The 25,799-nt window shown below is 71.5% G+C and carries 26 protein-coding genes; 16 read left to right on the forward strand and 10 right to left on the reverse strand.

Annotated elements, in window-relative coordinates:
* Window positions 1-30: 30 nt before the first annotated feature.
* The gene (locus AC6CCG_RS26395; protein ID WP_496657744.1) at window positions 31-1,101 is read right to left on the reverse strand and encodes a glycosyltransferase family 4 protein; all 1,071 of its coding nucleotides are present in this window, start codon (window positions 1,099-1,101) and stop codon (window positions 31-33) included.
* Between the two features lie 52 nt (window positions 1,102-1,153).
* Here AC6CCG_RS26395 and AC6CCG_RS26400 point away from each other — a divergent pair, with 52 nt between their 5' ends.
* From AC6CCG_RS26400 to AC6CCG_RS26445, 10 genes are all read left to right on the forward strand, one after another.
* Window positions 1,154-2,380, forward strand: a complete 1,227-nt coding sequence (locus AC6CCG_RS26400) for a sensor histidine kinase (RefSeq protein ID WP_496657745.1) — start codon at window positions 1,154-1,156, stop codon at window positions 2,378-2,380.
* Window positions 2,377-3,042 (forward strand): response regulator, encoded by a 666-nt coding sequence (locus tag AC6CCG_RS26405; RefSeq protein ID WP_496657746.1) that lies wholly within the window; start codon window positions 2,377-2,379, stop codon window positions 3,040-3,042. Before AC6CCG_RS26400 ends, AC6CCG_RS26405 begins: the two co-directional genes overlap by 4 nt.
* Window positions 3,039-4,220 (forward strand): sensor histidine kinase, encoded by a 1,182-nt coding sequence (locus AC6CCG_RS26410; RefSeq protein ID WP_496657747.1) that lies wholly within the window; start codon window positions 3,039-3,041, stop codon window positions 4,218-4,220. Before AC6CCG_RS26405 ends, AC6CCG_RS26410 begins: the two co-directional genes overlap by 4 nt.
* Window positions 4,221-4,314: 94 nt before the next feature.
* Window positions 4,315-5,079, forward strand: coding sequence for an FkbM family methyltransferase (locus AC6CCG_RS26415; protein WP_496657748.1), 765 nt, complete (start codon window positions 4,315-4,317; stop codon window positions 5,077-5,079).
* Window positions 5,076-6,332, forward strand: coding sequence for a glycosyltransferase family 4 protein (locus tag AC6CCG_RS26420; RefSeq protein ID WP_496657749.1), 1,257 nt, complete (start codon window positions 5,076-5,078; stop codon window positions 6,330-6,332). The genes AC6CCG_RS26415 and AC6CCG_RS26420 overlap by 4 nt, the downstream gene beginning before the upstream one ends.
* 4 nt (window positions 6,333-6,336) lie before the next feature.
* Window positions 6,337-6,969, forward strand: a complete 633-nt coding sequence (locus AC6CCG_RS26425; protein ID WP_496657750.1) for a phosphatase PAP2 family protein — start codon at window positions 6,337-6,339, stop codon at window positions 6,967-6,969.
* 82 nt (window positions 6,970-7,051) lie between these two features.
* Window positions 7,052-8,695, forward strand: a complete 1,644-nt coding sequence (locus AC6CCG_RS26430; protein WP_496657751.1) for an extracellular solute-binding protein — start codon at window positions 7,052-7,054, stop codon at window positions 8,693-8,695.
* Between the two features lie 10 nt (window positions 8,696-8,705).
* Window positions 8,706-9,740 (forward strand): LacI family DNA-binding transcriptional regulator, encoded by a 1,035-nt coding sequence (locus AC6CCG_RS26435; protein ID WP_496657752.1) that lies wholly within the window; start codon window positions 8,706-8,708, stop codon window positions 9,738-9,740.
* Window positions 9,737-10,816, forward strand: coding sequence for a glycoside hydrolase family 130 protein (locus AC6CCG_RS26440; RefSeq protein WP_496657753.1), 1,080 nt, complete (start codon window positions 9,737-9,739; stop codon window positions 10,814-10,816). The genes AC6CCG_RS26435 and AC6CCG_RS26440 overlap by 4 nt, the downstream gene beginning before the upstream one ends.
* Window positions 10,817-10,841: 25 nt before the next feature.
* Complete coding sequence (locus AC6CCG_RS26445) at window positions 10,842-12,947, forward strand: heparinase II/III domain-containing protein (RefSeq protein ID WP_496657754.1); 2,106 nt, start codon at window positions 10,842-10,844, stop codon at window positions 12,945-12,947.
* Here AC6CCG_RS26445 and AC6CCG_RS26450 read toward each other — a convergent pair.
* Together AC6CCG_RS26450 and AC6CCG_RS26455 are read right to left on the reverse strand one after the other, a co-directional pair.
* A complete protein-coding gene (locus tag AC6CCG_RS26450; RefSeq protein WP_496657755.1) occupies window positions 12,940-13,959 on the reverse strand; it encodes a phosphotransferase family protein in 1,020 nt (339 codons plus the stop codon). The genes AC6CCG_RS26445 and AC6CCG_RS26450 overlap by 8 nt on opposite strands.
* A gap of 36 nt (window positions 13,960-13,995) precedes the next feature.
* Complete coding sequence (locus tag AC6CCG_RS26455) at window positions 13,996-14,415, reverse strand: DUF1761 domain-containing protein (protein ID WP_496657756.1); 420 nt, start codon at window positions 14,413-14,415, stop codon at window positions 13,996-13,998.
* 48 nt (window positions 14,416-14,463) lie between these two features.
* Here AC6CCG_RS26455 and AC6CCG_RS26460 point away from each other — a divergent pair, with 48 nt between their 5' ends.
* Entirely contained in the window at window positions 14,464-15,135 is a 672-nt protein-coding gene (locus AC6CCG_RS26460) for a winged helix-turn-helix transcriptional regulator (protein ID WP_496657757.1), read from the forward strand.
* 15 nt (window positions 15,136-15,150) lie between these two features.
* Here the strand turns inward: AC6CCG_RS26460 and AC6CCG_RS26465 are convergent, their stop codons facing one another.
* Window positions 15,151-15,789, reverse strand: a complete 639-nt coding sequence (locus AC6CCG_RS26465) for a response regulator (RefSeq protein ID WP_496657758.1) — start codon at window positions 15,787-15,789, stop codon at window positions 15,151-15,153.
* Window positions 15,786-16,922: a sensor histidine kinase gene (locus AC6CCG_RS26470; RefSeq protein ID WP_496657759.1), complete on the reverse strand. Its 1,137-nt coding sequence runs from the start codon at window positions 16,920-16,922 to the stop codon at window positions 15,786-15,788. Before AC6CCG_RS26470 ends, AC6CCG_RS26465 begins: the two co-directional genes overlap by 4 nt.
* 118 nt (window positions 16,923-17,040) lie before the next feature.
* On the opposite strand from AC6CCG_RS26470, the gene AC6CCG_RS26475 reads away from it, so the two are divergent.
* The 3 genes from AC6CCG_RS26475 (at window position 17,041) to AC6CCG_RS26485 (ending at window position 19,475) form a co-directional block, all read left to right on the forward strand.
* Complete coding sequence (locus AC6CCG_RS26475) at window positions 17,041-18,057, forward strand: DUF418 domain-containing protein (protein WP_496657760.1); 1,017 nt, start codon at window positions 17,041-17,043, stop codon at window positions 18,055-18,057.
* Between the two features lie 75 nt (window positions 18,058-18,132).
* Window positions 18,133-18,945: a DUF899 family protein gene (locus tag AC6CCG_RS26480; protein ID WP_496657761.1), complete on the forward strand. Its 813-nt coding sequence runs from the start codon at window positions 18,133-18,135 to the stop codon at window positions 18,943-18,945.
* 50 nt (window positions 18,946-18,995) lie between these two features.
* On the forward strand, window positions 18,996-19,475 hold the full coding sequence (locus tag AC6CCG_RS26485) for an NUDIX hydrolase (RefSeq protein WP_496657762.1): 480 nt from the start codon (window positions 18,996-18,998) through the stop codon (window positions 19,473-19,475).
* Window positions 19,476-19,588: 113 nt separating this feature from the next.
* Here the strand turns inward: AC6CCG_RS26485 and AC6CCG_RS26490 are convergent, their stop codons facing one another.
* Window positions 19,589-19,876: a hypothetical protein gene (locus AC6CCG_RS26490; RefSeq protein WP_496657763.1), complete on the reverse strand. Its 288-nt coding sequence runs from the start codon at window positions 19,874-19,876 to the stop codon at window positions 19,589-19,591.
* A complete protein-coding gene (gcvT, locus tag AC6CCG_RS26495) occupies window positions 19,873-20,985 on the reverse strand; it encodes a glycine cleavage system aminomethyltransferase GcvT (RefSeq protein WP_496657764.1) in 1,113 nt (370 codons plus the stop codon). The genes AC6CCG_RS26490 and gcvT overlap by 4 nt, the downstream gene beginning before the upstream one ends.
* Before the next feature lie 87 nt (window positions 20,986-21,072).
* On the opposite strand from gcvT, the gene AC6CCG_RS26500 reads away from it, so the two are divergent.
* A complete protein-coding gene (locus AC6CCG_RS26500; protein WP_496657765.1) occupies window positions 21,073-22,569 on the forward strand; it encodes a leucyl aminopeptidase in 1,497 nt (498 codons plus the stop codon).
* A gap of 130 nt (window positions 22,570-22,699) precedes the next feature.
* Entirely contained in the window at window positions 22,700-23,866 is a 1,167-nt protein-coding gene (locus AC6CCG_RS26505) for a sialidase family protein (protein ID WP_496657766.1), read from the forward strand.
* A gap of 3 nt (window positions 23,867-23,869) precedes the next feature.
* Here the strand turns inward: AC6CCG_RS26505 and AC6CCG_RS26510 are convergent, their stop codons facing one another.
* The 3 genes from AC6CCG_RS26510 to AC6CCG_RS26520 are packed head-to-tail and all read right to left on the reverse strand — an operon-like array spanning window position 23,870 to window position 25,780.
* Window positions 23,870-24,694 carry an LLM class flavin-dependent oxidoreductase gene (locus AC6CCG_RS26510; protein WP_496657767.1) on the reverse strand — a complete coding sequence of 275 codons (825 nt, stop codon included), beginning with the start codon at window positions 24,692-24,694 and terminating at the stop codon, window positions 23,870-23,872.
* An 11-nt stretch (window positions 24,695-24,705) separates the two neighbouring features.
* Window positions 24,706-25,047, reverse strand: a complete 342-nt coding sequence (locus tag AC6CCG_RS26515) for a hypothetical protein (protein ID WP_496657768.1) — start codon at window positions 25,045-25,047, stop codon at window positions 24,706-24,708.
* A 58-nt stretch (window positions 25,048-25,105) separates the two neighbouring features.
* Complete coding sequence (locus tag AC6CCG_RS26520; protein WP_496657769.1) at window positions 25,106-25,780, reverse strand: TIGR03089 family protein; 675 nt, start codon at window positions 25,778-25,780, stop codon at window positions 25,106-25,108.
* Window positions 25,781-25,799: the final 19 nt, after the last annotated feature.

The following is a 25,799-nucleotide window of genomic DNA, read 5'->3' on the forward strand; positions in this document are numbered from 1 at the left end:
CACTGCCGACAACCCCCTGACCGGGCGGATCTACCGGCTGGAGAGGGAACGGGCCAGGTCGAGCAGGACGGTCGCGCTGCGATCCCAGGAGAACCTGGCGGCGTTGGCGCGACCGGTGTCGACGATCCGCTGCCGTACCGACGGATCGTCGAGGGTCTCGACCTGCTTGGCCAGAGCGACCGGGTCGTCCGGCGAGAAGAACAGCGCCTCCGGGCCGGCGACCTCGGTGAAGATGTCGGTCTCGCTGCAGATCACCGGCACGCCGGCCCGCTGCGCCTCGACGATCGGCAGTCCGAAGCCCTCGACCTTCGACGCGGTGAGCAGCGCATAGGCCCGGCCGAGCAGGTCCAGGTACTCGGCCTCGGTCACGCCGCGGTGGAAGATCACCGTCCGGCCCTCGGGGATCATGGCGGCCAGCTCCGCCTCCCGGTCCGCCTTGATCGGGCTGACCAGATGCAGCGTGAAGTCCGGGGGCAGGTGGGCCAGCGCCTTGATCAACACGTCGGTGTTCTTGTACGGCATGAAGGAGCCGACGTAGACAAGATCACGACCGATCGTGCCCGGCTCGGGAACACTGAGCAGCGGCGACGGCGCATTGCTGACCACGGTGAGCGGGCGCCGGGTCAGCCGGTACTTCTCGATGTAGGACCGCGAGGTCTCGCTGACCGTGACCACCGCGTCGGCCCGGTCCAGCACCAGCCGCTGCGGCCAGTAGGCCTGATGGAACAGCCACCAGCCGAGCCGGATGTGCGGCGGCAGGTTCGTCGGCGGCGTCGGGTCCCGGTAGTAGATGATGTCCTGCAGCGTCAAGATCAACTTGTGCCGGCGGCCCAGCGATCCCATCGTCTGCAGCGGGGTGAACACGACGTCCGGCCGGTGCCGGTTCAGCCGCAGCGCGGTGAACGGTTCCAGCGCCGACGTCGGCCCGTGCAGCATGATCGTCTCCGCGCCCTCCGGCAACAACGCGCGCTGCCCCGGATCGCTGACCAAGAACGTCACCGGCGCCTGCGCGGCGACGGCCCGGCCGAGCTCGGTGCTGTACCGGCTGATCCCGTCGTGGAAGTCGGTCCGGATGTAGCGGGCGTCGAAGAAGAACCTCACGCACGCGATCTTAGGAGGGCGGCGTCGGGCACCGCCTCCTAAGCTGAACGGCGTGGTGGACAACCTGCGTGGCGCCGTCGGCGGGTACCTGACCCGGGTCGCCGCCGTCCGGGTCCCGCTCGCCACCCTGGCCGCGAACGCCCGGCCGCTGGTGCCTCGCTGGCCGTTCCCCGTCTTCGCCGCGGTCCTGGTCTTGCTCAACCTTCCCGTGTACGGGTTCAGCCTCGGCTACGGTCTCGCCGCCGTTCCCGCGTCCCTGGTGCTCGCCGCCCCGGTCGCCGTCGCCCGCTACCGCCCGATGCTCGGCTGGGCGCTCGGTCTGATCCCGTTGATCGTCTTCCTGCCGGTGCACCGGCTGCTGTTCCCGGAGACCCTGACGCCGTTCCCCTGGCTGGCCAACCAGCTCGCCGCCCATCTCCCCGTGATCTACCTGGTCGCGTTGTCCGCACCCCGGGCGATCTGCTACCCGGCGGTCGGGATCACCATGATCGCCGGCCTCTCCGCGATCCCGCAGGGCTTCGGCTACAGCGCCGGCGTCGTGATTCAGGGCGGCGTGATCTGGACGCTGGCGACCGTGCTGGCCGTGGTGCTCGGCCGGACCCGGTTGCAGCGGCGCAACGCGACGATCCGGATCGCCGAGGAGCAGAGCCAGCTGCGGGTGCTCGAGGAACGGACCCGGATCGCCCGTGAGCTGCACGACGTGGTGGCCCACCACATGTCGCTGATCGCGGTCCAGGCTTCGACGGCTCCCTATCGGATCGCCGCGGAACGTTCGGCCGAGGTCGATCAGGAGTTCCGGTCGATCGGTGCGTCGGCCCGCGAGTCCCTGCAGGAGCTCCGCCAGGTGCTCGAGGTGCTGCGCGGCGCGACACCGCCGACGCCCGCCCTGGCCGACCTCCCGAAGCTGGTCGAGTCGACCCGGGCCGCCCGGGTTCCGGTCCGGTTGATCATGGACCCGCCGCCCGCCCTCGGACCCGACCTGCAGTACGCCGCGTACCGGATCGTCCAGGAGGCGCTGAGCAACGTGGTCCGGCACGCTCCGGGAGCGGCCACCACGATCAGGGTCACCGGTGATCAAGTTGTGCTGTCCGTCGAGGTGATCAACGATCCACCCACCTTGACGGCGGAGCCTCGGCCGGGCGGGCACGGCCTGACCGGGATGCGCGAGCGGGCCGTCTCGATCGGAGGTACGGTGCAGGCCGGGCCCACCGACGACGGCGGGTTCCGGGTCCTGGCCGAGCTGCCGCTGACCGTACCGACTCCGAAAGGCCGTTCATGATCACCGTACTGGTGGCCGATGATCAGGCGATGGTGCGCGCCGGGTTCGCCTCGCTGCTGCGGGCCCAGCCCGATCTCACGGTGATCGGCGAGGCCTCCGACGGTGCCGCGGCGGTGCGGGCCGTCCGCGAGCTCAAGCCCGACGTCGTGATCATGGACGTCCGGATGCCGGAGCTGGACGGGATCGAGGCGACCCGGCAGCTGCTCGCGCCCGAGTCGAGGCACCGGCCCAAGATCGTCGTGCTGACCACGTTCGACGTCGACGACTACGTCTACGCGGCACTGCGGTACGGCGCCAGCGGCTTCCTGCTCAAGGATTCGCCGCCGGAGGACCTGGTCGCCGCGATCCGGGTCGTGGCGGCCGGCGACGCCCTGCTCGCGCCCTCGATCACCCGGCGGCTGATCGAGGACATGACGGCGCGCCGGCCCGCCGACCGCGCCCTGACCGGACGACTCCGGACCCTGACCACGCGGGAGCTGGAGGTGCTGACCTTGATCGCTCAGGCCAGGTCCAACGCCGAGATCGCCGCGGAACTGAGCATCGCCGAGGAGACGGTGAAGTCGCACGTCGGCCGCCTGTTCGGCAAGCTCGCGCTCCGGGACCGGGCGCAGGCCGTCGTGTTCGCGTACGAGAGCGGGCTGGTGACGCCCGGAGCGCGATGAGCGGCCGCGGCCTCGACCGGTTCATCCCGTTCTGGCCGTTCCTCGCCATCGCCGTGATCTTGTTCCTGGTCGCCTCGGCGGCCTTCTTCGGGCTCGGCTACCGCGAACCGAACGCCGCCGCCGTCCCCGTGTCGATCTTGGTCGGCGCCGGTCTCGCCGCACCGGTGGCCGTGGTCTGGTTCCGGCCGGTGCTCGGCTGGGCGCTGTCGCTGCCGTCGTTGCTGGTGCTGCTGCCGGTCGACCGGCTGTTCCTGCCCGACGTCGAGCTCGAGGCGTTCAGCTGGCTGGCCATCCAGGCCACCGCGCACCTTCCGGTGATCTACGCCGTCGCGCTCGCGACCCGGCCCGGCCTCTGCTACCCGGCCGTGGTGATCACCCTCGTCGTCGAGTCGTTCGGCCAGCTCGGCTCCGAGTTCAGCGAGGGCGAGGTGTCCCGCGGTGCCGTGATCTTGGTCCTGGTGACCGTGCTGACCGCCGTGCTCGGCCGGTTCCAGCTGCACCGCCATCACGCCCGGGCCAGAATCGCCGAGGAGGAAGGGCTGCGCCGGGTCCTGGAGGAACGGACCAGGATCGCCCGCGAACTCCACGACGTGGTGGCGCACCACATGTCGGTGATCGCGGTCCAGGCCGCCACCGCGCCGTACCGCCTCGATCCGGGCCGGCCCGACGTCGTGGACGAGTTCCAGAGCATCGGCGCCTCGGCCCGGGCCTCGCTGCAGGAGCTGCGCCAGCTGCTCGACGTCCTCCGCGGCGCCGCCCCGCCCGCGATGCCGGGCCTGGCCGACGTCCCGAAGCTGGTCGAGTCCGCCCGAGCGGCCGGCGTCGCGGTGCAGTTGATCACCGACGGCCGGGGCGACCCGGAAGCCGAAGCCGGTACGACGGCGTACCGGGTCGTCCAGGAGTCGCTGAGCAATGTGATCCGGCACGCGCCCGGCGCGGCCACAGTCGTCCGGATCTCCACCGACGCCGACGGCCTGGTGATCGAGGTGATCAACGACGCGCCGCCGCGGCCGGTGCGACCGACCGCGCCGGGGCACGGGCTCACCGGCATGCGCGAGCGGGTGACCGCGGCCGGCGGCACCCTGCACCTCGGCCCGACCGGCGACGGCGGGTTCCGCGTGGAGGCCAGACTCCCCCGCCGCCCGGCGGATCAGACCAGCCAGGACCACCGAAGCTGAACGGCGGCTGGCTCCGCGGGGTGAACCGGCCGGCCGGGAATGCGCTCCCGGGAGGGATGGGGACCGCGGCAGTCCGCTTCTAGCTTCGGAAGACATGTCCACCGACCAGCTGTTGCGCACCCGCCGCCCGAACGGGGCCGCGGCCGTGATCCGCGGGAGCGCCGCCCTCGGCATCGCCGAGCCGGAACTCCTCGGCCTTGATCAACTCGTCCGGCCCGGCGACGTCTGCTTCGACATCGGCGCCGGCTACGGCCTGTACACGTTCCCGCTGGCCGACCTGGTCGGCCCGGCCGGCCGGGTGTACGCGTTCGAACCGCTGCCGGTGCCGCACCGGATCCTCAGCACCCTGCACCGGCGGACCCGGCTGAGTCAGGTGATCATCAGGCGCGCGGCCCTGGGCCCGGTCGCCGGTGATCAAGAACTCGTGCTGCCGTACCGGTTCGGGCTGCCGATCCACGGCTGGGCCCACCTGAAGGCGGGCCAGGTCCGGCCCGGTCGGCGGATCTCCTTCTCCACAACGCGCAGCCTGCCCACGCCGGTGCTGACGGTCGACGAGGTCTGCCGGCAACAGGAGGTGGAACGGGTCGCCTTCCTCAAGATCGACGTCGAGGGATTCGAGCCGGCCGTGCTGGCCGGCGCCGGTGAGGTGCTGGCCCGGGACCGGCCGCTGCTGCTGCTCGAGATCGAGGACCGGCACCTGGACAAGTACGGCCGCACCGCCGCCGGCGTCGCCGCCTCGCTGCGCGGGCGCGGCTACACGATGCTGGCCTGGCGCGACCGCCGCTGGACCCCGGTGACCGAGGTGACCACGGCGGGCCGGAACTACTTGTTCAGCAGCGATCCGGCCGCCCTCCGGTGACGGCGCCGACGCGAGTCGCGATCGTCTGCGACTATCAGCTCGGCTATCTCGGCGGCGCCCAGACGGCATTGTTGGAGCAGGCCCGCGTGCTGGCCGGCGCCGGCCGGCCGGTGATCATCATCGCTCCCGAGGAACCGACGGCACCGACCTTGCCGCAGGACGTTCCGGTCCTCCGCGTCCGGAGCCGCGGCACGCTGCCCGGGCTGCGACTCCCGTTGATCATGAACTCCCCCGAGGTACGGGACCGAATGCGAGGCTGGCTGCGTGATCATCGGATCGACGTGGTCCACCTGCACTCGGAGTTCGGGCTGGCGGCGGCCGCGATCGACGTCGCCGAGGAACTCGGCGTGCCGGTGGTGCACACCGTGCACACGTTCTTCTGGCAGACCCGCTTCCCGGCCCAGCAAGCTCTCGCCGCCGCGGTGACCGGCTTCCATCGCAGGCTCACCGGCGGGCCGTCCGATGCCGCACCCAGGCTCGCCGACCGGCCCGGCGAGTCGGCGCTCCGCGCGATGACCTGGCGGATCGCCCGCCGGGCCACCGTGGTGATCTCCCCCTCGGCGCATCAGGCCGACCGGCTGCGGGAAGCCGGGATCGGCCGGGTCGAGGTGCTGCCCAACACGCTCGCGGCAGCACCGGAGCCGACCGAGCCGCCGCTGCCGTACCGTCCGGTCAAGATCATCTGGCTCGGCCGGTGCACCCCGGAGAAGCGGATCCTGCCGTTCGTCCGGGCTGCCGTCGAGGCGATCCGCCGGTCCGGGCCCGGCCGGCTCAGTGTCACGGTGGCCGGCGCCGGCCGGCAGCTCGCCGCGGCCCGGCGGATCGCCACCGGAGTCGAGGGGATCACCTTCCTCGGCGCCCGGCCGCACGGTGAGGTGCCGGACCTGCTCCATGATCATCACCTGCTCGCCCTCACCTCGTACGGCTTCGACAACCAGCCGATGTCGATCGTCGAGGCGGTGCTGGTCGGCCGCGGGGTGCTGCACTGCGATCCGCGGCTGACCGAGGGGACCGCCGGCGGCTCGGGACTGCTGACCGACGGTCCAGAAGAGTCGGCGCTGACCGAACGGCTGGTCGAGCTCGCCGATGCTCCGGAACAGGTGGCCGCCGCCTGCCGGGCCGCCCGGGTCAACCGGGTGATCTTCGAACCGACCACCTTCCTGACCAAGATCAACAAGGTGTACCGGTCGGTCTGCCGGGGAAACACCGGGCTCCTCCCCGATGCCTCCGCCGAACGGCGACCGCAGGCTTGACCGCATGACCCCCGCGTACCCCTCCCGCCTGTCCGCGGTCCTGGCCGGCGGCACCGCCCTGATCGTCATGATCACGGCCGGCCTGCTGCAGCGCGGGTCCGCCATGCCGCCGCTGGACCTGCGGCTGACCGACCTGCTCTACGCCCCGCCCGGCACCGTGGCCGCGCAGCTCGCCCAGCTGGGCAGCGCCGTACCGGTCCTGGTGATCCTGACCGGGCTCGTGATCGTCTGTGTCCGCGCCGCCCGAACCGACCGCCCGACGTTCCGGCGAGCCGTCCCGCGCTGCCTCGCCGTGCTGGCCGCATGCCCGCTCCTCCTGGTCCTGCAGGAGATCATCGCGCGCCCCGGACCGGTGCAGCAGCCGAACTCCACCTACCCGAGCGGCCACGCGATCGTCTTCGGTGCCCTGGTGGCGGTCACCGCGTTGATGGTGGCCCACTTCCCGAGCACCCTGGGCCGGATCGTGCTCCTGGTCGACGCCGTCGCCGTGATCATCGTCAGCGGTAGCCGCATCGTGCTCGCCGAGCACTACCTCAGCGACCTGATCGGCGGACTGCTCGGCGTGACCGGCGTCGCGCTCCTGCTCGGCGGCGCCCTCGGCCTGATTCCTCCGCAACGCCGGTCGGCCGCGGGCTGAACCGGGGTGTTGACAACGCTCCCCAGGCCCGCCTACCTTGCCGTCTAAACCGGTTTAAACGCAGGCGCGAGGGAGCCCGATCATGACGAAGTCGTCGTACATCAGCCGCCGGCAGCTGCTCCGGACCGGCGTCGCCGCCGGCGCCATCGGCACCGTCGGACTGCCCGCGCTGGCCGGCTGCAGCAACGAGGGCCGCGGCGGTGCCGAGGGCTCGCAGGCCGAGAACGACGCCGTCAAGCTGCCGAACCACGTCCCGTACCAGGGAGTGAAACCCGATCTGCTCGGCGCGGACGGCGTCAGCGACGCGTTCCTGGCCTACCCGGCCGACCCGGTGAAGGCCACCGACGGCCCGCCGGGAGACGGGAAGCCGGTCGCCGCGCTCACCATGTCCGGCTCGCCGCCGCCACCGGCCGTGGGCCGGAACGCCTTCTGGCAGGGGCTCAACGAACGGCTCGGCCTCCCGCTCTCGGTACAGCTGGTCCCGCGGGCGGACTTCACCGACCGGTTCCAGACCGCCGTGGCGGGTGATCAACTTCCCGACCTGTTCAGCTTCACTATGGACCTGCCGTCGCTGCCGGCCATGCTGGCCAAGATGGCGGTGGACCTGACCCCGCTGCTGTCCGGCGACGGCGTCGCGAAGTACCCGTTCCTGGCCAACGTCCCCACCGACAGCTGGCGGCAGACCGTCTACGGCGGCAAGATCTTCGGCGTCCCGATCCCACGCGGGGCAGCCCTCAGCAGCATCCTGTACGTCCGCAAGGATCTGCTGGCCGCGCGCGGGCTCGACGCCGCGCCCGATTCCTGGGAGTCCTGCCACACCCTGTTCCGGGAGGCGACCGGCGGCAAGGTCAACACCTGGGCCCTCGCGGCGGTGCCGATGGCGGCCATCCGGCAGATGTTCGGGATCCCCAACGCCTGGGCCGAGGACGGCGGCCGACTGACCAGTGCGTACGAGAGCGAACGGCAGCAGGAGGCGCTGGAGGCGGGCCGGAAGCTGGTCGCCGAGAAGCTGGTCCACCCGGATGCCTTCGCCGTCGACCAGAACCAGCGCAAGACCTGGATCGCCAACGGGACCACCACGTTCGTCGAGGACACGTTCAGCGCCTGGCACGGGTTCGCCCAGCTGGCCGAGCCGAACCGGATCGAGGTGACCGCCTACCCGCCGCCGCTGGCCGAGGGTGGCGGACCGGCCCGGATCTGGCTGGGTTCGCCGAGCCACAACATCACCGCGATCAGCATCAGGTCCGAGGCCCGGGCCGAGGCCCTGCTCAGCGTGCTGAACTACCTCGCGGCACCGTTCGGCACGGCCGAGCACCTGTACAAGTCGTTCGGCGCGCCCGGCGTCCACCACGAGCTCCAGGGCACCGACCCGGTCCTGACCGAGAAGGGCAAGATCGAGACCCCGCTCAGCCTCGGCTACCTCGCCGAGGGGCCGTGGCCGCTCTATGCGCCGGGCAAGGCGGACGCGGTCCAGCTCGAGTACGACGTGATGAAGTCGATGGTGCCGAACGGCGTCCGCAACCCGGCGCACGGCCTGTTCAGCCAGACCCAGAGCCGCAAGGGAGCCCAGCTCGGTGGCGTCCTGGAGGACCTCGAGGCCGACATCCTGCAGGGCCGCAAGCCGGTGTCGGAATGGGCCGGTGCCGTCGCCACCTGGAAGAAGAACGGCGGCGACACCATCCGGGACGAACTGCAGCAGGCGCTGGACGTACGCAACGGTGGCTGAGACTGCATCTATGCAGAACGTGACGATCCAGGACGTGGCGCGCCGGGCCGGAGTGTCCAAGGGCCTGGTCTCGCTGGCCCTGAACAACCGCCCCGGGGTTGCCGTGGCCACCCGGCAGCGGGTCCTCGACGCCGCGGCCGAACTGGGCTGGATCCCGAACCAGTACGCCCGCGGGCTGTCCCTGCGGACCACCTTCACCCTCGGGCTGGTGGTGCACCGGGACCCGTCGGTGCTGAACTCGAACCCGTTCTTCGCCTCGTTCATCACCGGCGTCGAGTCGGTGCTGAGCACCCGCGGCTGGTCCCTGCTGCTCAGCGTCGTGCCCGACGCGGACGCGGAACGCGACGCCTACCGCAACCTGGCCGGCAACCGCGCCGACGGCTTCTTCCTGACCGACCTGCGGATCGACGATCCGCGGCCCGCGCTGCTGGCCGACCTCGGCGCCGAGGCCGTCCTGGTCGGTCCACCGCAGCCCGGAACTGACCTGCCGTCGGTCAATCTCGACGATCCTCACGGAGTCACCGCGTCCGTCGAACACCTGGTGCGGCTGGGCCATCGGCGGATCGCCCACGTGACCGGCGACGTCCGGATGGTTCACGGCGCGGGCCGGCTGGAGGCGTTCCGGCGGGCGATGGAACGGGCCGGGCTGGCGGCCGATCTGGTCCGGCAGGGTGACTTCTCCGCAGCGTCGGGCGCCGCGGCCACGGCCGCCCTGCTGGCCGCGCCGGACCGGCCGACCGCGGTCGTCTACGGCTCCGACCCGATGGCCGTGGCCGGTCTCAAGGTCCTGCAGTCCGAGGGCGTACGGGTCCCCGAGGACATGTCGATCGTCGGCTTCGACGACATCGAACTGGCCGAGTACCTCAATCCCCCGTTGACCACGGTCCGCACCGATCCGGTCCGCTGGGGCGTCGAGGCGGCCCGGCTGCTCTGCTCCCGGCTGGCCGGCGAACCGGTCCCGGATCGACCGGAACTGCCACCCGCCGAGTTGCTGGTACGGGACTCGACGGCCCCACCACCCGACCACCCAGGAGCAACAGCGTGACCTTTCCCTACCGGCTGGAACGGGTCGGCGTGATCATGAACCCGCAGCCCGGCGACCCGAACGAGGTCGAGGGTGTGCTCAATCCCGGCAGCGGGCGCGGTCCCGACGGCGAGCTCTACCTGCTCCCCCGCCTGGTCGCCGAGGGCAACGTGTCCCGGGTCGGGCTGGCCCGGGTGATCATCAACGACGGCCTGCCGACCGGCGTCGAGCGGCAGGGCGTGGTGCTGGCGCCGGACCGCTCCTGGGAGCGCGGCGCGGCGAACGCCGGCACCGAGGACCCGCGGATCACCTGGATCGACGAACTCGGCCGGCACGTGATGACCTACGTCGCGTACGGGCCGTTGGGCCCGCGGACGGCCGTGGCCACCTCGGTCGATCTTCGGACCTGGACCAGGCTCGGCCCGGTCCACTACGACTACGACGACACCCTCGACCTCGACCTCAATCTCTTTCCGAACAAGGACACCGTCTTCTTCCCGGAGCCGGTCATCGCACCGGACGGCACCGAGAGTCTGGCGGTGCTGCACCGGCCGATGTGGGAGCTGGAGGACATCCGGCCCGGGCAGGGCAGCCGGCCGCCGGCGTGGCTGGACGATCCGCGTCAGGCGATCTGGATCTCCTTCGTCTCGCTGGCCGAGGCGCTTCATGATCATGGTGCGCTGACCCGCTGGCGCGGGCACCGGTACGTCGCCGGACCCGAGTACGCCTTCGAGGAACTCAAGATCGGCGGTGGTCCGCCGCCGAGCCGGGTGCCGGAAGGCTGGCTGATCGTGCACCACGGCGTCACCGGCGAGATCGGCAACGCCTTCGAGCCGCAGCAGCGGGTCAACTACGCGGCCGGCGCGATGATCTTGGACGCCGACGAGCCGTGGCGGGTGCTGCGCCGGACCGCCGAGCCGCTACTGGCCGCCGAGACCGACGAGGAGCGGTCCGGGACCGTACCCAACGTCGTCTTCCCCACCGCGATCGAGGAGATCGACGGTGTGCCGTACGTCTTCTACGGCATGGCCGACTCCCGGATCGGCGTGGCCCGGCTCGTCCGGGACGACCCCGCCTCGTCTTCCACCGACCGCTGATCATTCCGACTGGAGCCCTACTGCCATGTCACTCTTCCTGCACGCCCTGGACCTCTCGCTCGCGGGCCGCGACACCGATCCCGGCTACGCCGACGCCTGGCGGACGGTCCGGGCCGCCGCCGATGCCTCGCTGGCGTCGACGCTGACCGGCCGTGGCGTCACCGACCGGCTGTCCGGCTGGGGCCACAACTACTACTGCCCCGAGCACGGCGGCGCGTTGCAGTTCGACGAGACCCAGCCGGAACGGCACTACTGCGCCGAATTCGATCATGAGGTCAGCGGCGAGCAGTTCGACTCGGGCTGGGCCTGCGTGCGCAACAACCGGCTCCTTGATCATCTCGCGGCGTCGTCGCTGGCCGCCGCCGTGACCGGCGCGGACCGCGACGCCGAGCGGGCCGTGGAGATCCTGACCGGGCTGGCCGAGGTGTACGGCGGGCTGCCGCTGCACGGGGACAAGGTCGGCCAGGGCCGGCTGATGGCGCAGAGTCTGGAGGAGGCCGTCTCGGCCACCGTCCTGGCCCGTAGCTATGCGCTGGTCGCGGACCGGCTCACCCATGATCAACAGACTTCGATCATGGAGCAGCTGTTCCGGCCGATGGCGGATGTGATCGCGGACCAGCTGATGAACCGGACCCACAACATCGAGGTGTGGCACCTGGCCGGGCTGGCCTCGCTCGCCGTCGTCCTCGATGATCGCTCGCTGGCGTACGCGACACTGGACCGGCGGCACGGGATCCGGGACCAGCTCGCCGACGGCGTGCTGCCGGACGGCTGGTGGTACGAGGGCGCGCCGGGTTACCACTTCTACATGCTGACCGCGGTGCTCGCGGCCGTCGAGAGCTACCGGGCGCTCGGCATCGAGACCGACGCCGCGGACACGCTGGAGCGGATGCTGCTGACGCCGATCGAGACCGCCCGCGACGACCTGACCGTGCCCGCGTTCAACGACGGCAACCCCCAGCTGACCGTGGCTCCCGGCCTCGCGCTGCGCAGCGATCTCTACGTCCGCGGTGCCCGGGTCTGCCGGTCCGCGGCGCTGGATCGGTTTCTGGAATCGCCGCTCAGCCAGGGATTCGACCGGGCCAGCAGTACGTACCTGATCTTCGGCCGCGGCGGTGCACCGGCGTCCGGCCCGGTCGAGGCCTGGCCGGTCGAGCGCCGCCGGGTGCTGCCCGACAGCGGGTACGCGATCCTGCGCCGGCCCACCGCAACGGACGGCGGCGAGCCGGACACCTGCGTGTTCCTCAAGTACGGGCCGCACGGCGGCGGCCACGGCCAGCCGGACAAGCTCGAGATCGACGTCATGATCAACGGCGCCCGGGTGATCGCCGATCCGGGCTGCGTCGCGTACACCAATCCGCTGCACCGGCCCTGGTACGTGCAGACCTGGTCCCACTCGACGATCTTGATCGACCGGATCAGCCAGCCGCCGATCAAGGGCACGCTGCTCGGGCACCGCCCGGTGACGGAGGACGCGTTCGGCATCATCGACGCCCAGGTGGCGTTCGGCGCGGAGCCGGATCCGGAGGGCGTCCAGGTGCTCTGGCACCAGGACGACCCGGCGCCGGTGGCCGCCTACGCCGGCGTCACACTGCGGCGGTTGTTGATCATGACCCCGCCGGCACTCGGTGACTACCTGCTCGACCTGGTGCTGGTCGACGCCGACCACCGGCACAGCATCGACCTGATCACCCACGTCCGCGGCACTCTGGTCACCGACGACCCGGGCCGCCCGGCGACCGACCGGATGCTGCTGCCGCACTTCACCCGGGTCCGCCGCGCCGCCGACCCGGCGGGCCGGACCGACTACGTCCTCACCGACGACGGCCGGCCGTTCACCCGTTGGCATGCCGGCGCCGACGAACTGCTGACCGCCGTCACGCCCGACAACCCACCGCACCAGACCTGCGCCAGCACCGTCGAACGCGTCGTCGGCACCCAAGCCCTCTTCGCCTCGGCTCTCCCCCTCGGCCCGGCAGACCTCACCGGCCTGAAGTTGATCACCGGCGGCATCGAGGTGCGGACCGGCGAGACGACCCACCGCTGGCACCTCGACCCTGCCGACCCGGCCGCGGATCGGTGGACCGAGCCGCCGATCAGCCTCGACGTGGACCGGCCACCCCTCAGCTGAGGATCCGCAGGGCGGCCTCGAGAAAAGCGTCCCGCCGCGCAGCCGCCAGCTCCGGGGTGACGTCCGGCCGGCCGTAGCTCTCGGCCACGTCCATCCCCCTCACCATGTCCGCCGTCGTGTTCAGGGCCACCCGGACATCCCAGTACGCGAGCGTCGCGGGATCCGGCCGCGCCCCCGTCTCCCGCGCCCAGCCGTCCAGGACGGGGCCGGCCGCCTCGGCGCCGAAGAACAGCACGGCATCGTGCCGGGCGCAGCTGAGATCGATGCCCGGGTGGCCGACGCCGGCCGAGTCCCAGTCGATCAGCGCGGTCAGCCGGTCGCCGTCCCACATCGTGTTGCCCTGCCACAGGTCACCGTGGACCAGGACCGGCTCACCGGCCGGCACGGGATGCCGATCGAGGAGCTCCGCCGCCTCCTCCAGGAGCCGGGACCGACCGCCTTCGGGATGCGGGATGGTCCGGCGCGCCCGCTCCGGCTCCCAGCCGGTCGCGGCGCACAGGTCGTCCACCATCGCCTGCCGTTCCGGCTCGGTGGCGGCCTCCCACCGGACCGCCAGCCGACGGGCGGCGGCGCCGCCGCCGACGTCGATCGGCCCGGTCACGGTCGGCAGCTCCGCTGTGGGTTCGGTACGGATCCGCGTCATCATCGCAGCGCCGCGGCCGAACGCCTCGAGTCGCTCCAGCGTTGCCGTACCGGGAATGCGGCTCGTCCCGGGCACCGCCGTCATCAGCAGCGCCGGGCGGCCGGCGACCGACCCGTCGAGGTCGACCGCGATCAGCCGCGGCGCCGACACCTGGTGCTCCTCGGCCAAGATCATCGCGGCCGACTCGTGGACGAAACCGCCATGCCGGCCGACCGATTCGGGCGCCTGCCGGAGCACCGTCTGCCGCCCGTCGTCGAGATCGATCAACTGCGGTGCGCCCGGGCGCCAGGTGTAAAGGGGTCGGGTGCCGCTCACTCGGGCACCCGTTTCCGACCTGATCCAGGCAGTGATCTCGGGGGTGAGGTCCATCCGCCGACCGTAACAGCGGCGCGGCTGCTGCTACGGCTACTGGAGCAGCCCGATCACGAGGGACATGCCCAGGAACAGCACGAGCTGGTACGCGGAGTTGATCACGGTGAGCCTTGCCGGTTTCTGCTCGAAGCCGTTGTGCTGCGCCAGGGTGGAGGCCGAGAAGCCGAGCCAGGCCACGAACCCGACGACCAGTTCGATCCGGGGCGAGCCGCCGCCGAAGTACCTCGCCGCGACTGCGCAGGCGAGGGCGAGGGCGAGGGCCGTCACGATGATCGATCCCACCAAGATCACGAACGGACCCTTGCCGGCCCTCACGGAGTCCGCCTTGGTCACGCCGGTGAGCTTCCGCCAGGCGGCACCGACGAGTCCCCAGTCGCTGTACCAGACCCAGGCGATCACCATCCCGACCACGATCGCGGCGGCCACGGCGAACCAGCTGATGCTCAACTCCACCACGATCTCCTTCGCCGAACGCACGGGAGCTTGATAGAATCAACTGTGATGGAGAAAGTCAACCACGCGGCGAAGGCCTCCCGCAGCTACGGACAGTTCTGCGCTCTGGCGCGCTCGCTGGACGTCGTCGGTGACCGCTGGACCCTTCTGATCGTGCGTGAGTTGCTCCCCGGCCCGCTGCGCTACACCGAACTGAAGGTCTCGCTCGAGGGCATCGCGACGAACCTGCTGGCGACCCGGCTGCGGACCCTGGAGGAGAACGGGATCGTCGAGCGCAGGCTGCAGGACGCCGGCGTCGCCTATGCGCTCACCCCCTGGGGCGAGGGCCTTCGGGAACCGATGGAGGCGCTCGGCCGGTGGGGCGCGCCGCTGCTGGCGTCGGGCCGTGGCGACGATGCGTTCCAGCCGCGCTGGCTGACGCTCGCCCTGCCCGCGCTGTTGCGGGCCGTGACCGCGAGCCCACCCGTCGAACTGGGCATCGACACCGACGGCTTCCGCATGGTGCTGCGCCTGGACGAGGACGGTCCCCGGGCCTTCGTCCGCTCCGAGGACGAGCCGCAGGCTCTGCTCACCGCCGCACCGGACGTCATCGTGGCGCTCGCCGCGGGCGGGCTCACCGTCAAGCAGGCCCTCGCGACGGCCGAGTTCAGGGGCGACCGGCGCATCCTCCGGACCGTCTTCGCTACGGGTCGGACCACCGCCGCTCCGGTACGGAGCTGACCGCCGCCCGCCCGGTCAGCCGACCTGCCGGTTCTGCCAGGCCCAGGCCGCGATCTCGACCCGGTTCCGGGTGCCGATCTTGGTGTGGATGGCGGTCAGGTGGCTCTTCACGGTGCTCAGCGAGATGGACAGTCCGGCGGCGATCTCCTGATTCGTCCGGCCTCGGGCGATGGCGCGCGCGACCTGGAGTTCCCGGTCGGACAGGGGGTGGTCGGAGCCAGGGACCGGGGCGACGAGGTGGCGCAGCAACCGTACGGTGACCGACGGCGACACCAGGGCGTCGCCGGCGTGGGCGGCCCGGACGGCCTCGACGAGCACACCCGGGCCGGCGTCCTTCAGCACGAAGCCGGTCGCGCCGCCGCGCAGCGCCCCGTACACGTAGTCGTCGAGGTCGAACGTGGTCACCACGACGACCCGGAGCGGTTCGGGCACGTCGGGGCCGGCCAGCAACCGGGTCACCTCGAGGCCGTCCAGGCGTGGCATCCGGATGTCCACCAGGCACACGTCCGGTCGCAGCCGGCGAGCCAGTTCCACGGCTTCGGCCCCGTCGCCGGCCTCGGCGATCACGGTCAGGTCGGGCTGGTCGTCCAGGATGTGCCGGAGCGCCGTGCGGACCATCGCCTGGTCGTCCGCCACCAACACCCGGATGGTCACCGGGCTGCTCCGGCCGGGAGCGGAAGGGTGGCCTGGACGGCCCAGCCAACTCCGCCGCGGGGGCCGGCCGTGAGGGTGCCGTCGAGGGCCTGTACGCGTTCCCGGAGGCCGAGCAGTCCGTAGCCGCCGGGCTCCGTCCGGCTCGACCGCGGCCCGTCGTCGACGACCTCGACCGTGATCATGCGCCGGTCCCGAGTGACCTCGACCATGATCGATTTCGCGGCCGGCGCGTGGCGGACGGCATTGGTGAGTGACTCCTGGACGATCCGGTGGACGGTGTTGATCAACTCCGGCGGCCAGTCCTGGAGATCGTCCGGCAGCCGGAGGCGCACCGGGGCGCCGAGCCCGGAGAAACGCTCGATCAGCTCCTCCAACGGCCCTGGTCCCGGCACGCGGGCGGCCGGAAGGTCCGGTTCGCGGAGGACCCCGACGACGCGCCGGGTCGCGTCCAGGGCAGCCCGGCCGGCCTTCTCGATCCCGTCCAGGGACTCGTCCAACCGGGCCGGCTGCCGGTGCCGGATGATCTTGGTCGCCTGCGTCTGCAGGACGATGCCGGCGACGTGGTGACCGACGACGTCGTGCAGCTCCCGGGCCAGCTTCAGCCGCTCGTCCCGGCGTACCTCCTCCGCCGCGGCACGGTGGTGTTCGTCCTGCAGGCGCAGCCCGAGCCCGGCGGCGACCGAGGCCAGCCAGCCGAGGCCGGCGAGGACGGTCACCGGCGGCACGGTCGGCGATCCCGTGCGCTGGAAGGCCAGGCTGCCGGCGACCACGACCAACCCGGCCCCGGCGGCGACGGCCGCGGTCGACCCCGGCAACCGGCGGACGGCCGAGCCGGTGAGAACGGCCAGCGCCAGGGTCAGGCCGGGACCCGGTTCGGCCGGGAGCCCGGCCACCGCCGCGATCACCAGTGCGACCACCGCGACTCCGCTGCCGACGTACGCCGCGATCGCCCGGCCGCGCCGTCGTGCCAGGGCGATCACCGCCACCGTCGTCGCCACACCGACATCGAGCAGCCAGGACAGGCCACCCCAACTGTCCGCGAGCCGGAGGACCCAGAAGGCCTGCACCACAACAAAGATCACACCGAAGCCGGCATCGATCACACGGTCGGTCAGCCGCTCGGACCTGATCATGAGGCCAAGGTTACAAAGCCGGCGGCGTCGGCGAACCTGACCGAAAGTACGATCACGGCGCCGAGATCCGGGCTGCGGTCCGATGTCGGTGGCGGCGCCCGCCATCAGGATCGACCGCATGCCTCATGCCGGTCATTCACCCACCGCCACACTTCCCGAGCAGGATCGACGGAGCAGGATCGACGCCCTGGACGTGATCCGGGGTTTCGCGCTCTGCGGGATCCTGCTCGCCAACGTGCAGCCCATCGCCAACCGGGGCCCGGCGCTCCTCACCGATCCGCAGAACACGGGCCCGGACTTCCTCGGCCTGTTCGTCGATCATCGGTTCTTCCCGATCTTCTCGGTCCTGTTCGGCATCGGCTTCTCCTTGCTGCTGGAGTCCGCCGGGCCCCGAGCGCGTCACCCGCGGCTCGTCCTGCTGCGCCGGTTGCTGGTGCTCCTGGCGATCGGGCTGGCCCACTTCTTCCTGCTCTGGCAGGGCGACATCCTGTCCACGTACGCGATCCTCGGGTTGTTGATCTTGCTGCCCTCGTCGTGGCTGCCACGCCGGCTGGTCGCTGTGCTCGCGCCGATCCTCGTCGGCGTCTCACTCGTCATCGGCGACAGCCGGTTCACCCTGATCGCCGGGCTCTTCCTGGCCGGCGCCGCCCTGGTCCGCTACGGCATCATCGATCGCCTCGAGTCATCGACCCGGGTCCCGCTGGCCGTGGGCCTGGGCTGCGTGGTCGGCGCGGTGCCGGCGGCCTGGTGGCAACTGACCCGGCCCGACCTCGGGTCGGCCTCGATCGTGGCCGGGCTGCTGCTGGCCGGGGGCTATGTCAGCATCCTGTTGCTGCTCCTGCGGACCGGGCTCGGCCCGGCGCTGCGCGCGATCTTCGCCCCGCTCGGCCGGATGGCGCTGACGAACTACCTGACCGCCACCGTGCTCGTCCTGATCATCAGCCGGCTGGTCGGTGACCGGCCGGAGACCTGGCCGACGGGCACCGTGATCGGCATCGCCGCCGTGATCCTCGTCCTGCAAGGGATCTGGTCGAACCTCTGGCTGCGCCACTTCCGGTTCGGCCCGATCGAATGGCTCTGGCGCTGGGCCACCTGGCTGCGCCGGCCCCCGGTCCGCCGAGCCGAGTCGTCCTGAGTTCACCGCCGCTGTCCGAATCGGGTCCGCCTCTTCGTAGAGCTGGTGACGGCAACCTCTGAAAGGCGTGAACCCATGACCGAACGACCCGTGATCGAACCCCACAACGCGGCGCGGCCCGAGATCGTCGACCGGGCGGCGTTCCAAGCCGACGTCGACCACCTGCTGGTGTGGGAGAAGGCGCACACCCGGGAGGGCGACGCGATCGCCGCGGCACGACGTCGGCTGCCGATGGTCGAGGTCGATCCGCGCACCCCGCTCACCGGACCGGACGGGGAGGTGCCGTTGATCGACGTCTTCGAGCGCCGATCCCTGTTGATCGCGTACTTCCACATGTGGCACCCGGGCCGGCCCGCCGGGGAACAGTGCGAGGGCAGTACGTTCTCCACGGCTCAGGTCACCGAGCTCGGCTACCTGCACTCGCGGGACGTGAGCTACGCGGTCTTCGCCGAGGGACCGTACGGGGAGGCCGCCCGGTACCGGGAGTTCATGGACTACCCCGTCCCCTGGTACGCGGTGCCGCCCGCCTCGACGGACCGGCTGATCGCGGGCCGCCATTTCGGCATCCTGGTCTGCTACCTGCGCGACGGCGACCGGGTCTTCGAGACGTACTGGACCACCAGCCGCGGCAACGAGATCATGGCGCCCTCGTACGGGCTGCTCGACCGCACCGTCTACGGCCGGCAGGAGACCTGGGAGGACTCGCCGGCAGGCTGGCCGCAGCGGTGGGGCAAGCTCGGCGGGCAGTTCCAGCACGACGGCCGCCCGACCGCGCAGTGGTCACGGATCAGGGCCGGCCGCGACGACGACCTCGGCCCACTGGCGGACGGCTGGACCGCTTGTGGCTGCGGCAGCCACGGCGACGCCTCGGGGCATTCCTGCCATTGATCAACAACCGCCGGCCCGGGCATCCCAGGCCGTTCGATTAGGCTGACCTCGTGCCGACGCCCGAATACATCGCCCGCCTGCGCACCAAGATCGGCAACGAACTGTTGCTGCTCCCGGGAGTCTCGGGGGTGATCGTGGACGGCGAACCGGGCGCCGAACGGGTCCTGCTCGGCCGCCGCGCCGACACCGGGCGGTGGGCCTCCGTCGGCGGGATCGTCGAACCGGACGAGCATCCGGCGACCTGCATCCTGCGGGAGATCACCGAGGAGATCTCGATCACGGCGCGGATCGACCGGGTCGTGTTGATCACCACCCATCCGCCGGTGACCTACCCGAACGGTGATCAATGCCAGTTCGTCACCACGGTGTTCCGGTGCAGCCCGGTCTCCGGCGAACCGGCCGTGGGCGACGAGGAATCGACCGCTGTGGCCTGGTTCCCGGTCGCGGATCTGCCGGACATCACTGATCATGAACGGCGCCGGATCCACCTGGCCCTGCCGCTCGAGGCCCCGACGGTCTTCGACCTCTGATCCCGGTCGGACTTCACCAGGTTTCCTCTCGCTTTACCACAGATACTTCTCTGGTAGAGCGCCAGTTTTTCACGCAACGTGAAAAACCGACCATGGCGCGGACTGGCCGAACGTCAGGGCGCGGCGGTGTGCTTGCGGCGGAGGTCGGTGACCAGCAGGTAGGTGCCGAAGGCGGCGAGCAGGGCGCCGGCGCCGATCACGATCGGCCGCGCCACGGCCGCCTTGGAGAGCCGGTCGGCGTAGCTCTCCGCCTCGCTGCCGTCCGCCTTCAGACACACGGAGCCGGGTGCCATCGGCTCGCCGCGGCAGGTCAGCGTCTCGCTCGCGCCGAGCGTGAACGGGTAGGCCATGATCAACAAGCCGACGATGATCACCGCCACCTGGACGATCCGGTTCCTCACGGTTCGCGGACCCCGGGCGTGACGAACGGCGGCTTGGTGATCACGAACTCTTCGGTACGGCCTCGGACGTCGACCCCGACCACGTCGCCGTCGGCGTAAGCGGTGTCGATCAGGGCCAGTCCGACCGGCGTCTTCAGCGTGGGCGAGAAGGTCGCCGACGTGACCGTACCGATCACCGCGTCGTCCTTCACCACGTCCATCCCCGGCCGGGCAGGCCGGCGACCGGTCGCCTTCAGCCCGCGCAGCAATCGGTCCGGGCCCTGTTCCTTCAACGCACGCAGGGATTCGGCGCCGAAGAACGTCTCCTTCTTCCAGCCGACCGCCCAGCCGAGCCGCGCCTGCACCGGCGTGATCACCGGCGAGATGTCCTGGCCGTGCAGCGGGTAGCCCATCTCGGTCCGCAGCGTGTCCCGCGCCCCGAGACCGGCCGGTTGCAGCCCGTACGGCTCACCGGCGGTGATCACCCGGTCCCACAGCGAGAGCGCGACCGACGAGGGCGCCACCAGTTCGTAGCCGCGCTCGCCGGTGTAGCCGGTCCGGCACACGGTGACCTCGGCGCCTTCGTGATCGGCGACCACGAAGGACATGTACGGGTGCCCGGCCTCGAACCCGGCGTTGCGCAGCACCTCGTCCGAGTGGGGCCCCTGGACGGCCACCACGATGTAGTCCTGGTGTCGGCCGGTGACCGTGATCCCTTCCGGGGCGGCCTCGGCGAGGATCCGGACCACCTCGGCGCAGTTGGCCGCGTTGGGGATCAGGAAGACCTCGTCCGGCGACCGCAGGTAGGCGATCAGGTCGTCGACGACCCCGCCGGATTCGTTGCAGAGCAGGGTGTACTGCGCCTTGCCCGGCGTGATCTTGGCCAGGTCGGCGGTCAGGCAGCGGTTCAGGAACTCGGCCGCACCCGGCCCGGACACGGTCGCCTTGCCCAGGTGGCTGACGTCGAAGATGCCGACCGCGTCCCGGACAGCGGCGTGTTCGGCGAGCACGCCCGCGCCCGCGTACTCGAGCGGCATCGTCCAGCCGCCGAACTCCGCGAACTTCGCGCCCAGCGCGACATGCCGGTCGTGCAACGGCGATCGGATCGGATCGATCTCACCCCTGGTCACGTCGCGAACCTACCGCACCGGGCCAGCGGATCCGCCCCCGACGGTAACCTGAGGCGAGCAGTTCTCCTGCCGACGAAAGGATTCACCTTGCCCGCCCCCACCCTGCCGTCGATCGACCTGGCCAAGACCCTGCCCCGAAGCTGTGACGTGCTGATCGTCGGGCTGGGCGGTTCGGGCGCGATCGCCGTACCGGAAGCGATCGAGCGGGCCCAGACCAAGCGGTACGGCGTCTCGGTGACCGACCTCGCCCGCTCCGTCGGCGCCAAGGCCGACGAGGGCAGGACCGCGATCCTGCCCGCCGCCGGCGACGGCCCGCGGCTGCTGATCATCGGCCTCGGCGACAGCGACCCGACGCCCGAGGGGCTGCGCAAGCTCGCCGGTGCCGCGGTCCGGCAGGCCGGCGGTCTGGCCGAGGAAGCCTCGCTGTCGGTCGCGCTGGCGTTGCCGGCCGAGGATCCCGAGACCCTGCAGGCGATCGCCGAGGGCGCGCTGCTCGGCAGCTACCGCTACCAGCCGATCTCCGGCAAGGTCGCGCCGGCCCAGATCGACCAGCTGACCGTGATCAACGACGCCAAGCTGTCCGGCACCGGCCCGCTGCTGGACCGGGCCCGGACCATCGCCGGAGCGGTCGCGCAGGCCCGCGACTGGGTCAACCTGCCGCCCAACCTGCTCTACCCGGACAGCCTCGCCGAGGACGCCCGGAACCTGGTCCGGGACACCCGGGTGACCGTCGAGGTGCTCGACGAGAAGGCCCTGCAGAAGGGTGGTTACGGCGGCATCATGGCGGTCGGCGGCGGTTCGTCCCGGCCGCCGCGGCTGGTCCGCTTCGGCTACACGCCGCGCGGCGCGAAGGGACACCTGGCCCTGGTCGGCAAGGGCATCACGTTCGACTCGGGCGGCCTGAACCTGAAGCCGGGCGACAGCATGTACACGATGAAGTCGGACATGGCCGGTGCCGCCGCCGTCCTCGCCGCCGTCTCGGCAATCGCGCGGCTCGGCCTGCGGGTGACCGTCACCGGGTACGCGGCGCTGGCGGAGAACCTGCCGTCGGACACCTCGTACCGGCCGTCGGACGTGCTCACCATGTACGGCGGCAAGACGGTGGAGAACGGCAACACCGACGCGGAGGGCCGCCTCGTGATGGCCGACGCGCTGGTCCGCGCCGGCGAGGACAAGCCGGACCTGATCGTCGACGTGGCCACCCTGACCGGCGCCTGCGTGGTCGCCCTCGGCAACCGAGTCAGCGGACTGATGGCCTCCGACGACGAGACCGCGGACCGGGTCCTGGACGCGGCCGAGGCAGCAGGCGAGTCCTTCTGGCAGCTACCGATCCCGGCCGAGTTCCGGGCCAAGCTCGACTCGAAGGTGGCCGATCTGCGGTCGACCGCGACTGACCGGGCCGGAGGTGCCCTGACCGCGGCCGCGTTCCTCCGCGAGTTCATCGCCGAGGGGATCGGCTGGGCCCACCTGGACATCGCCGGGCCGTCCTTCAACTCCGGCGAGGCGTACGGGTACACGCCGTCCGGTGGTACCGGCGTCGCGGTCCGGACCTTGATCGCGCTCGCGGAGGCGATGCAGGACTGACCCGGGCGGGCGCCCGGAGGGTGAGCAGGCCAGCGCAGTTCGTTGACATGGAACGGCGTGCCAGATGTCATGGTGGCATCGGACGCCGGCCGTGGTTCTACGGGTCCGGCCAGCCTCGAGGGAGCCAGAGATGCCGTTGCCCCGCCGTACCCTGCTGACCTCCATCGCCGCCGGCGCCACCACCGTGGCCCTCGGCGCCCGTACCGCCCAGGCGCAGCCCAGCACCGCGTCGGGCACCGGCACCCGGACCGACCCGGTCATCGTCGCGTCCGCCCCGTCCGGCCGGATGGCGTTCTTCCCCGACATGATCAAGCTCGACGACGGCCGGCTGCTGGTCGGCTATCGGGACTCGGTCAGCCACATCGCCCAGGACGGCCGGATCCTGGTCGTGGAGAGCTCGGACGACGGCCGCACCTGGTCGGCCCCGAGGGTCGCCGTCGACACCGCGATCGACGACCGCGATCCCAAGCTGGTGCAGCTGCGCGACGGCACGATCCTGATGAACTTCTTCCGGACCGACTGGACCGGCTACCCCGGCAAGCCGGCCACCCTGGTCGGCACCTTCGTCGCCCGGTCCACCGACGGCGGTGCCACCTGGAGTGAGCCGGTCCAGGTCGGCACCGCGATGTCCGGCCCGTCGGACGTGATCGTCGGCGCCTACTACGCCGGTCACGCGGCGACCCACGGTCCCATCGTCGAACTGCCGGACGGCGACCTCCTGGTGCCCCTGTACGGCAGGCTGCCCGAGGGCGGCAGCGGACCGGCGACCGTGGTCCGGTCCACCGACGGCGGCCTGACCTGGCCGAAGGAGGGCGAGGCGTTCATCGGCCGGACCGCCGGCCTGGACTACCAGGAACCCAACCTGTCCGTCCTGCGCGACGGCACGCTGCTGTCGATCCTGCGGACGTCACGGAACATCGCCTACCTGTCCTGGTCCGACGACGGCGGCCGCAGTTGGAGCACCCCCGTGGACAGCGGGCTGCCGGCCTCGTCGCACCACCAGTTGAGCCTGCGCGGCGGCAGCATCCTGTTCACCTACGGCGATCCGGGCCGCAAGATCAACTCCGGCCGGCCGACCCTGGGCCGGATCCTGCGGCATCCGGAACGCGGGATCGGCGATGAGAAGGAGATCCTGATCTACGACGCCGCGATCCACGGCGCCCCGACGTTCGACCAGGCCAACCCGTCCAGCGTCGCGCTGAGCCCGGCCCGGTTCTTCACGGTCACCTCGGACCCGTACCTGAAGTCGATCGTCGGCGTCTACACCGGCATCACGGAGTACGTGGGCCGGGGCTGAGGTTCAGCGCGGCGGGCCGGCGGCGATTCTGTCCCGAACCTGGCGCATGCGCTCGGCCGAGTGGTGCGGCAGCTCCCAGTTCGATTCCAGCCACCAGGTGGCTCCCGCCTCCGCCCACCGGCCGACCGTGCGGCGCGCACCGGCCGGATCGTCGGCCGCAGTCTCGCCCTCCGCGATCACGTCCAGCTCCGGTGTCGCGCCGTGCTCGGTCAGCCACGTGCAGAGGGCGCGCAACTCGTCGGGCCCGGATCGATCCTGGAACTGAGGCAGCACGCCCTCGCAGCGCAGCACCCGGCGCAGCGACTTCGGCCGCGGCCAGACCCCGACCACCCAGATCGGTATCCGGTCCTGGACCGGCCGGCCGACCTCGATCAAGTCGTCGCGGTCGCTCGTGTACGTGTAGTGCGTCCCCTGATAGCTCCCGCGTCCCGCCCACAGCTCGCGGATCAGGTCGATCCCTTCGTCCATCATCGCGGCCCGGGTACGCAGGTCGAGTTCCTCGCCGGTCCGCGGCAGGTCGGTCTCGGTGGCGCCGACCCCGATCGCGAGAATCGCCCGGCCGTCCGACAGTTGATCCAGCGTCACCACCTGGCTGGCCACCTTCCAGGGCCGCCGCCACGGCAACGGGGTCAGCATCGTGCCGAGCCGGATCCGTTCGGTTCGCGCGGCGATCGCGCTGAGCAGCCCCCAGGCGTCCACGCCGTAGGCGGCCTCCCAGACGAAGACCCCGTCCCAACCGGAATTCTCCGCCAGCACGGCCTGATCCAACTGTTCGGTCGCGCTCCCGCCGGGCAGGATCACGCCGCACTTCAGTTCGGTTGCCGTCATGATCGAGGGCGTCAGGCCGGCGGGCGCTTCTTCATTCGGCTGTTGTAGTCCCGCATCCGCTGCGGGTAGCCGACCACGGCCGCGTCGTAGCCCGGAATCTCCAGGTGCTCGGCGAAGGCGTGGCCCCATTCGGGCGACGGGATGGTGCGGCGGGTCCACTCACCGTCGTACGCGACGAGGAGCAGCGAGGTCTGCGTCACCGAGGTCTGCGGCTCGACGAAGGCCTCCACGCCGCGCCGGGTCCGGGCGAACTCGGTCAGGTGCCGGGTGACGGCGTCGTCGACCGCGCGGTTGTCGCGTGCCGTACGGGCACCGCGCCGCAACCGTTCGGCACCGCGTCTGAGCCAACCCATGCGCCCCATTATGAACGCGTCACCCAGCGCCGGGCGAGAACAACGCGACACCACGCTCCTAGCTTGCGTCGACCCGCTCCTCGGCGAGCCGCCGGGCCAGGGTCTCGGAGTCGGCGCCGTTGATCAGCACCAGCGAGCCGTCGCCGGCCAGGACGGCCAGGCTGCGGCGCAGGAAGGCGGCCCCGGACTCGGAGATCTGGATCCGGGCCGACTCCGCGGCCGGCACCAGGTCGGCGACCGGCATCGTCCCGGCGTCGGTGATCAGCGCCGGGTCGTCCGGGGCCGCGGCCGCCGGCGCGACGAACACGTCCGGATAGCCGGCGATCTCCGCCGCCTCGTCCAGCGCGCCGTCCGGGAGCGGGCCGGGATGCCGACGGGCCAGCACCGGCAGGCTGACCAGGACCCCGCGGTCGCCGAGGTCGGCCGGGTCGGTGCTGATCACGACCTCCGCGTCGCCGGTCCCGGCCAGGTCCACCGCGGCGCCGGTCGACCAGACCGCCAGCGCCCAGTAGAGCGTGCGCCAGTGCCGGTCCGGCAGCCGCAGCGTGATCACGGTGCCCGGTCCGGCGTCGTACTCCTCGGTCAGCAGGTTCGCGGCCTTGGCGACCCAGTTGTCCAGTGCGATGGCGGACAGCTCGATCCGCTCGCCCAGCGTCTCGTCGTAGTACGTGACCCGCGGCCGCGCCCCGTCGGACCGGAGCAGGGCCTTCATGATCATCGCTGGCGTCGTCACGACGGCCAGCCTAAAGGGT

It is taken from the genome of Microlunatus sp. YIM B11417 (genome assembly GCF_059617205.1).

Coding starts and splice junctions, on each gene's coding strand:
- AC6CCG_RS26405 (WP_496657746.1), top strand. CDS start 2,377: ATGATCACCGTACTGGTGGCCGATGATCAGGCGATGGTGCGCGCCGGG.
- AC6CCG_RS26410 (WP_496657747.1), top strand. CDS start 3,039: ATGAGCGGCCGCGGCCTCGACCGGTTCATCCCGTTCTGGCCGTTCCTC.
- AC6CCG_RS26415 (WP_496657748.1), top strand. CDS start 4,315: ATGTCCACCGACCAGCTGTTGCGCACCCGCCGCCCGAACGGGGCCGCG.
- AC6CCG_RS26425 (WP_496657750.1), top strand. CDS start 6,337: ATGACCCCCGCGTACCCCTCCCGCCTGTCCGCGGTCCTGGCCGGCGGC.
- AC6CCG_RS26430 (WP_496657751.1), top strand. CDS start 7,052: ATGACGAAGTCGTCGTACATCAGCCGCCGGCAGCTGCTCCGGACCGGC.
- AC6CCG_RS26435 (WP_496657752.1), top strand. CDS start 8,706: ATGCAGAACGTGACGATCCAGGACGTGGCGCGCCGGGCCGGAGTGTCC.
- AC6CCG_RS26445 (WP_496657754.1), top strand. CDS start 10,842: ATGTCACTCTTCCTGCACGCCCTGGACCTCTCGCTCGCGGGCCGCGAC.
- AC6CCG_RS26450 (WP_496657755.1), bottom strand. CDS start 13,959: ATGGACCTCACCCCCGAGATCACTGCCTGGATCAGGTCGGAAACGGGT.
- AC6CCG_RS26460 (WP_496657757.1), top strand. CDS start 14,464: ATGGAGAAAGTCAACCACGCGGCGAAGGCCTCCCGCAGCTACGGACAG.
- AC6CCG_RS26470 (WP_496657759.1), bottom strand. CDS start 16,922: ATGATCAGGTCCGAGCGGCTGACCGACCGTGTGATCGATGCCGGCTTC.
- AC6CCG_RS26475 (WP_496657760.1), top strand. CDS start 17,041: ATGCCTCATGCCGGTCATTCACCCACCGCCACACTTCCCGAGCAGGAT.
- AC6CCG_RS26480 (WP_496657761.1), top strand. CDS start 18,133: ATGACCGAACGACCCGTGATCGAACCCCACAACGCGGCGCGGCCCGAG.
- AC6CCG_RS26505 (WP_496657766.1), top strand. CDS start 22,700: ATGCCGTTGCCCCGCCGTACCCTGCTGACCTCCATCGCCGCCGGCGCC.
- AC6CCG_RS26510 (WP_496657767.1), bottom strand. CDS start 24,694: ATGACGGCAACCGAACTGAAGTGCGGCGTGATCCTGCCCGGCGGGAGC.
- AC6CCG_RS26515 (WP_496657768.1), bottom strand. CDS start 25,047: ATGGGTTGGCTCAGACGCGGTGCCGAACGGTTGCGGCGCGGTGCCCGT.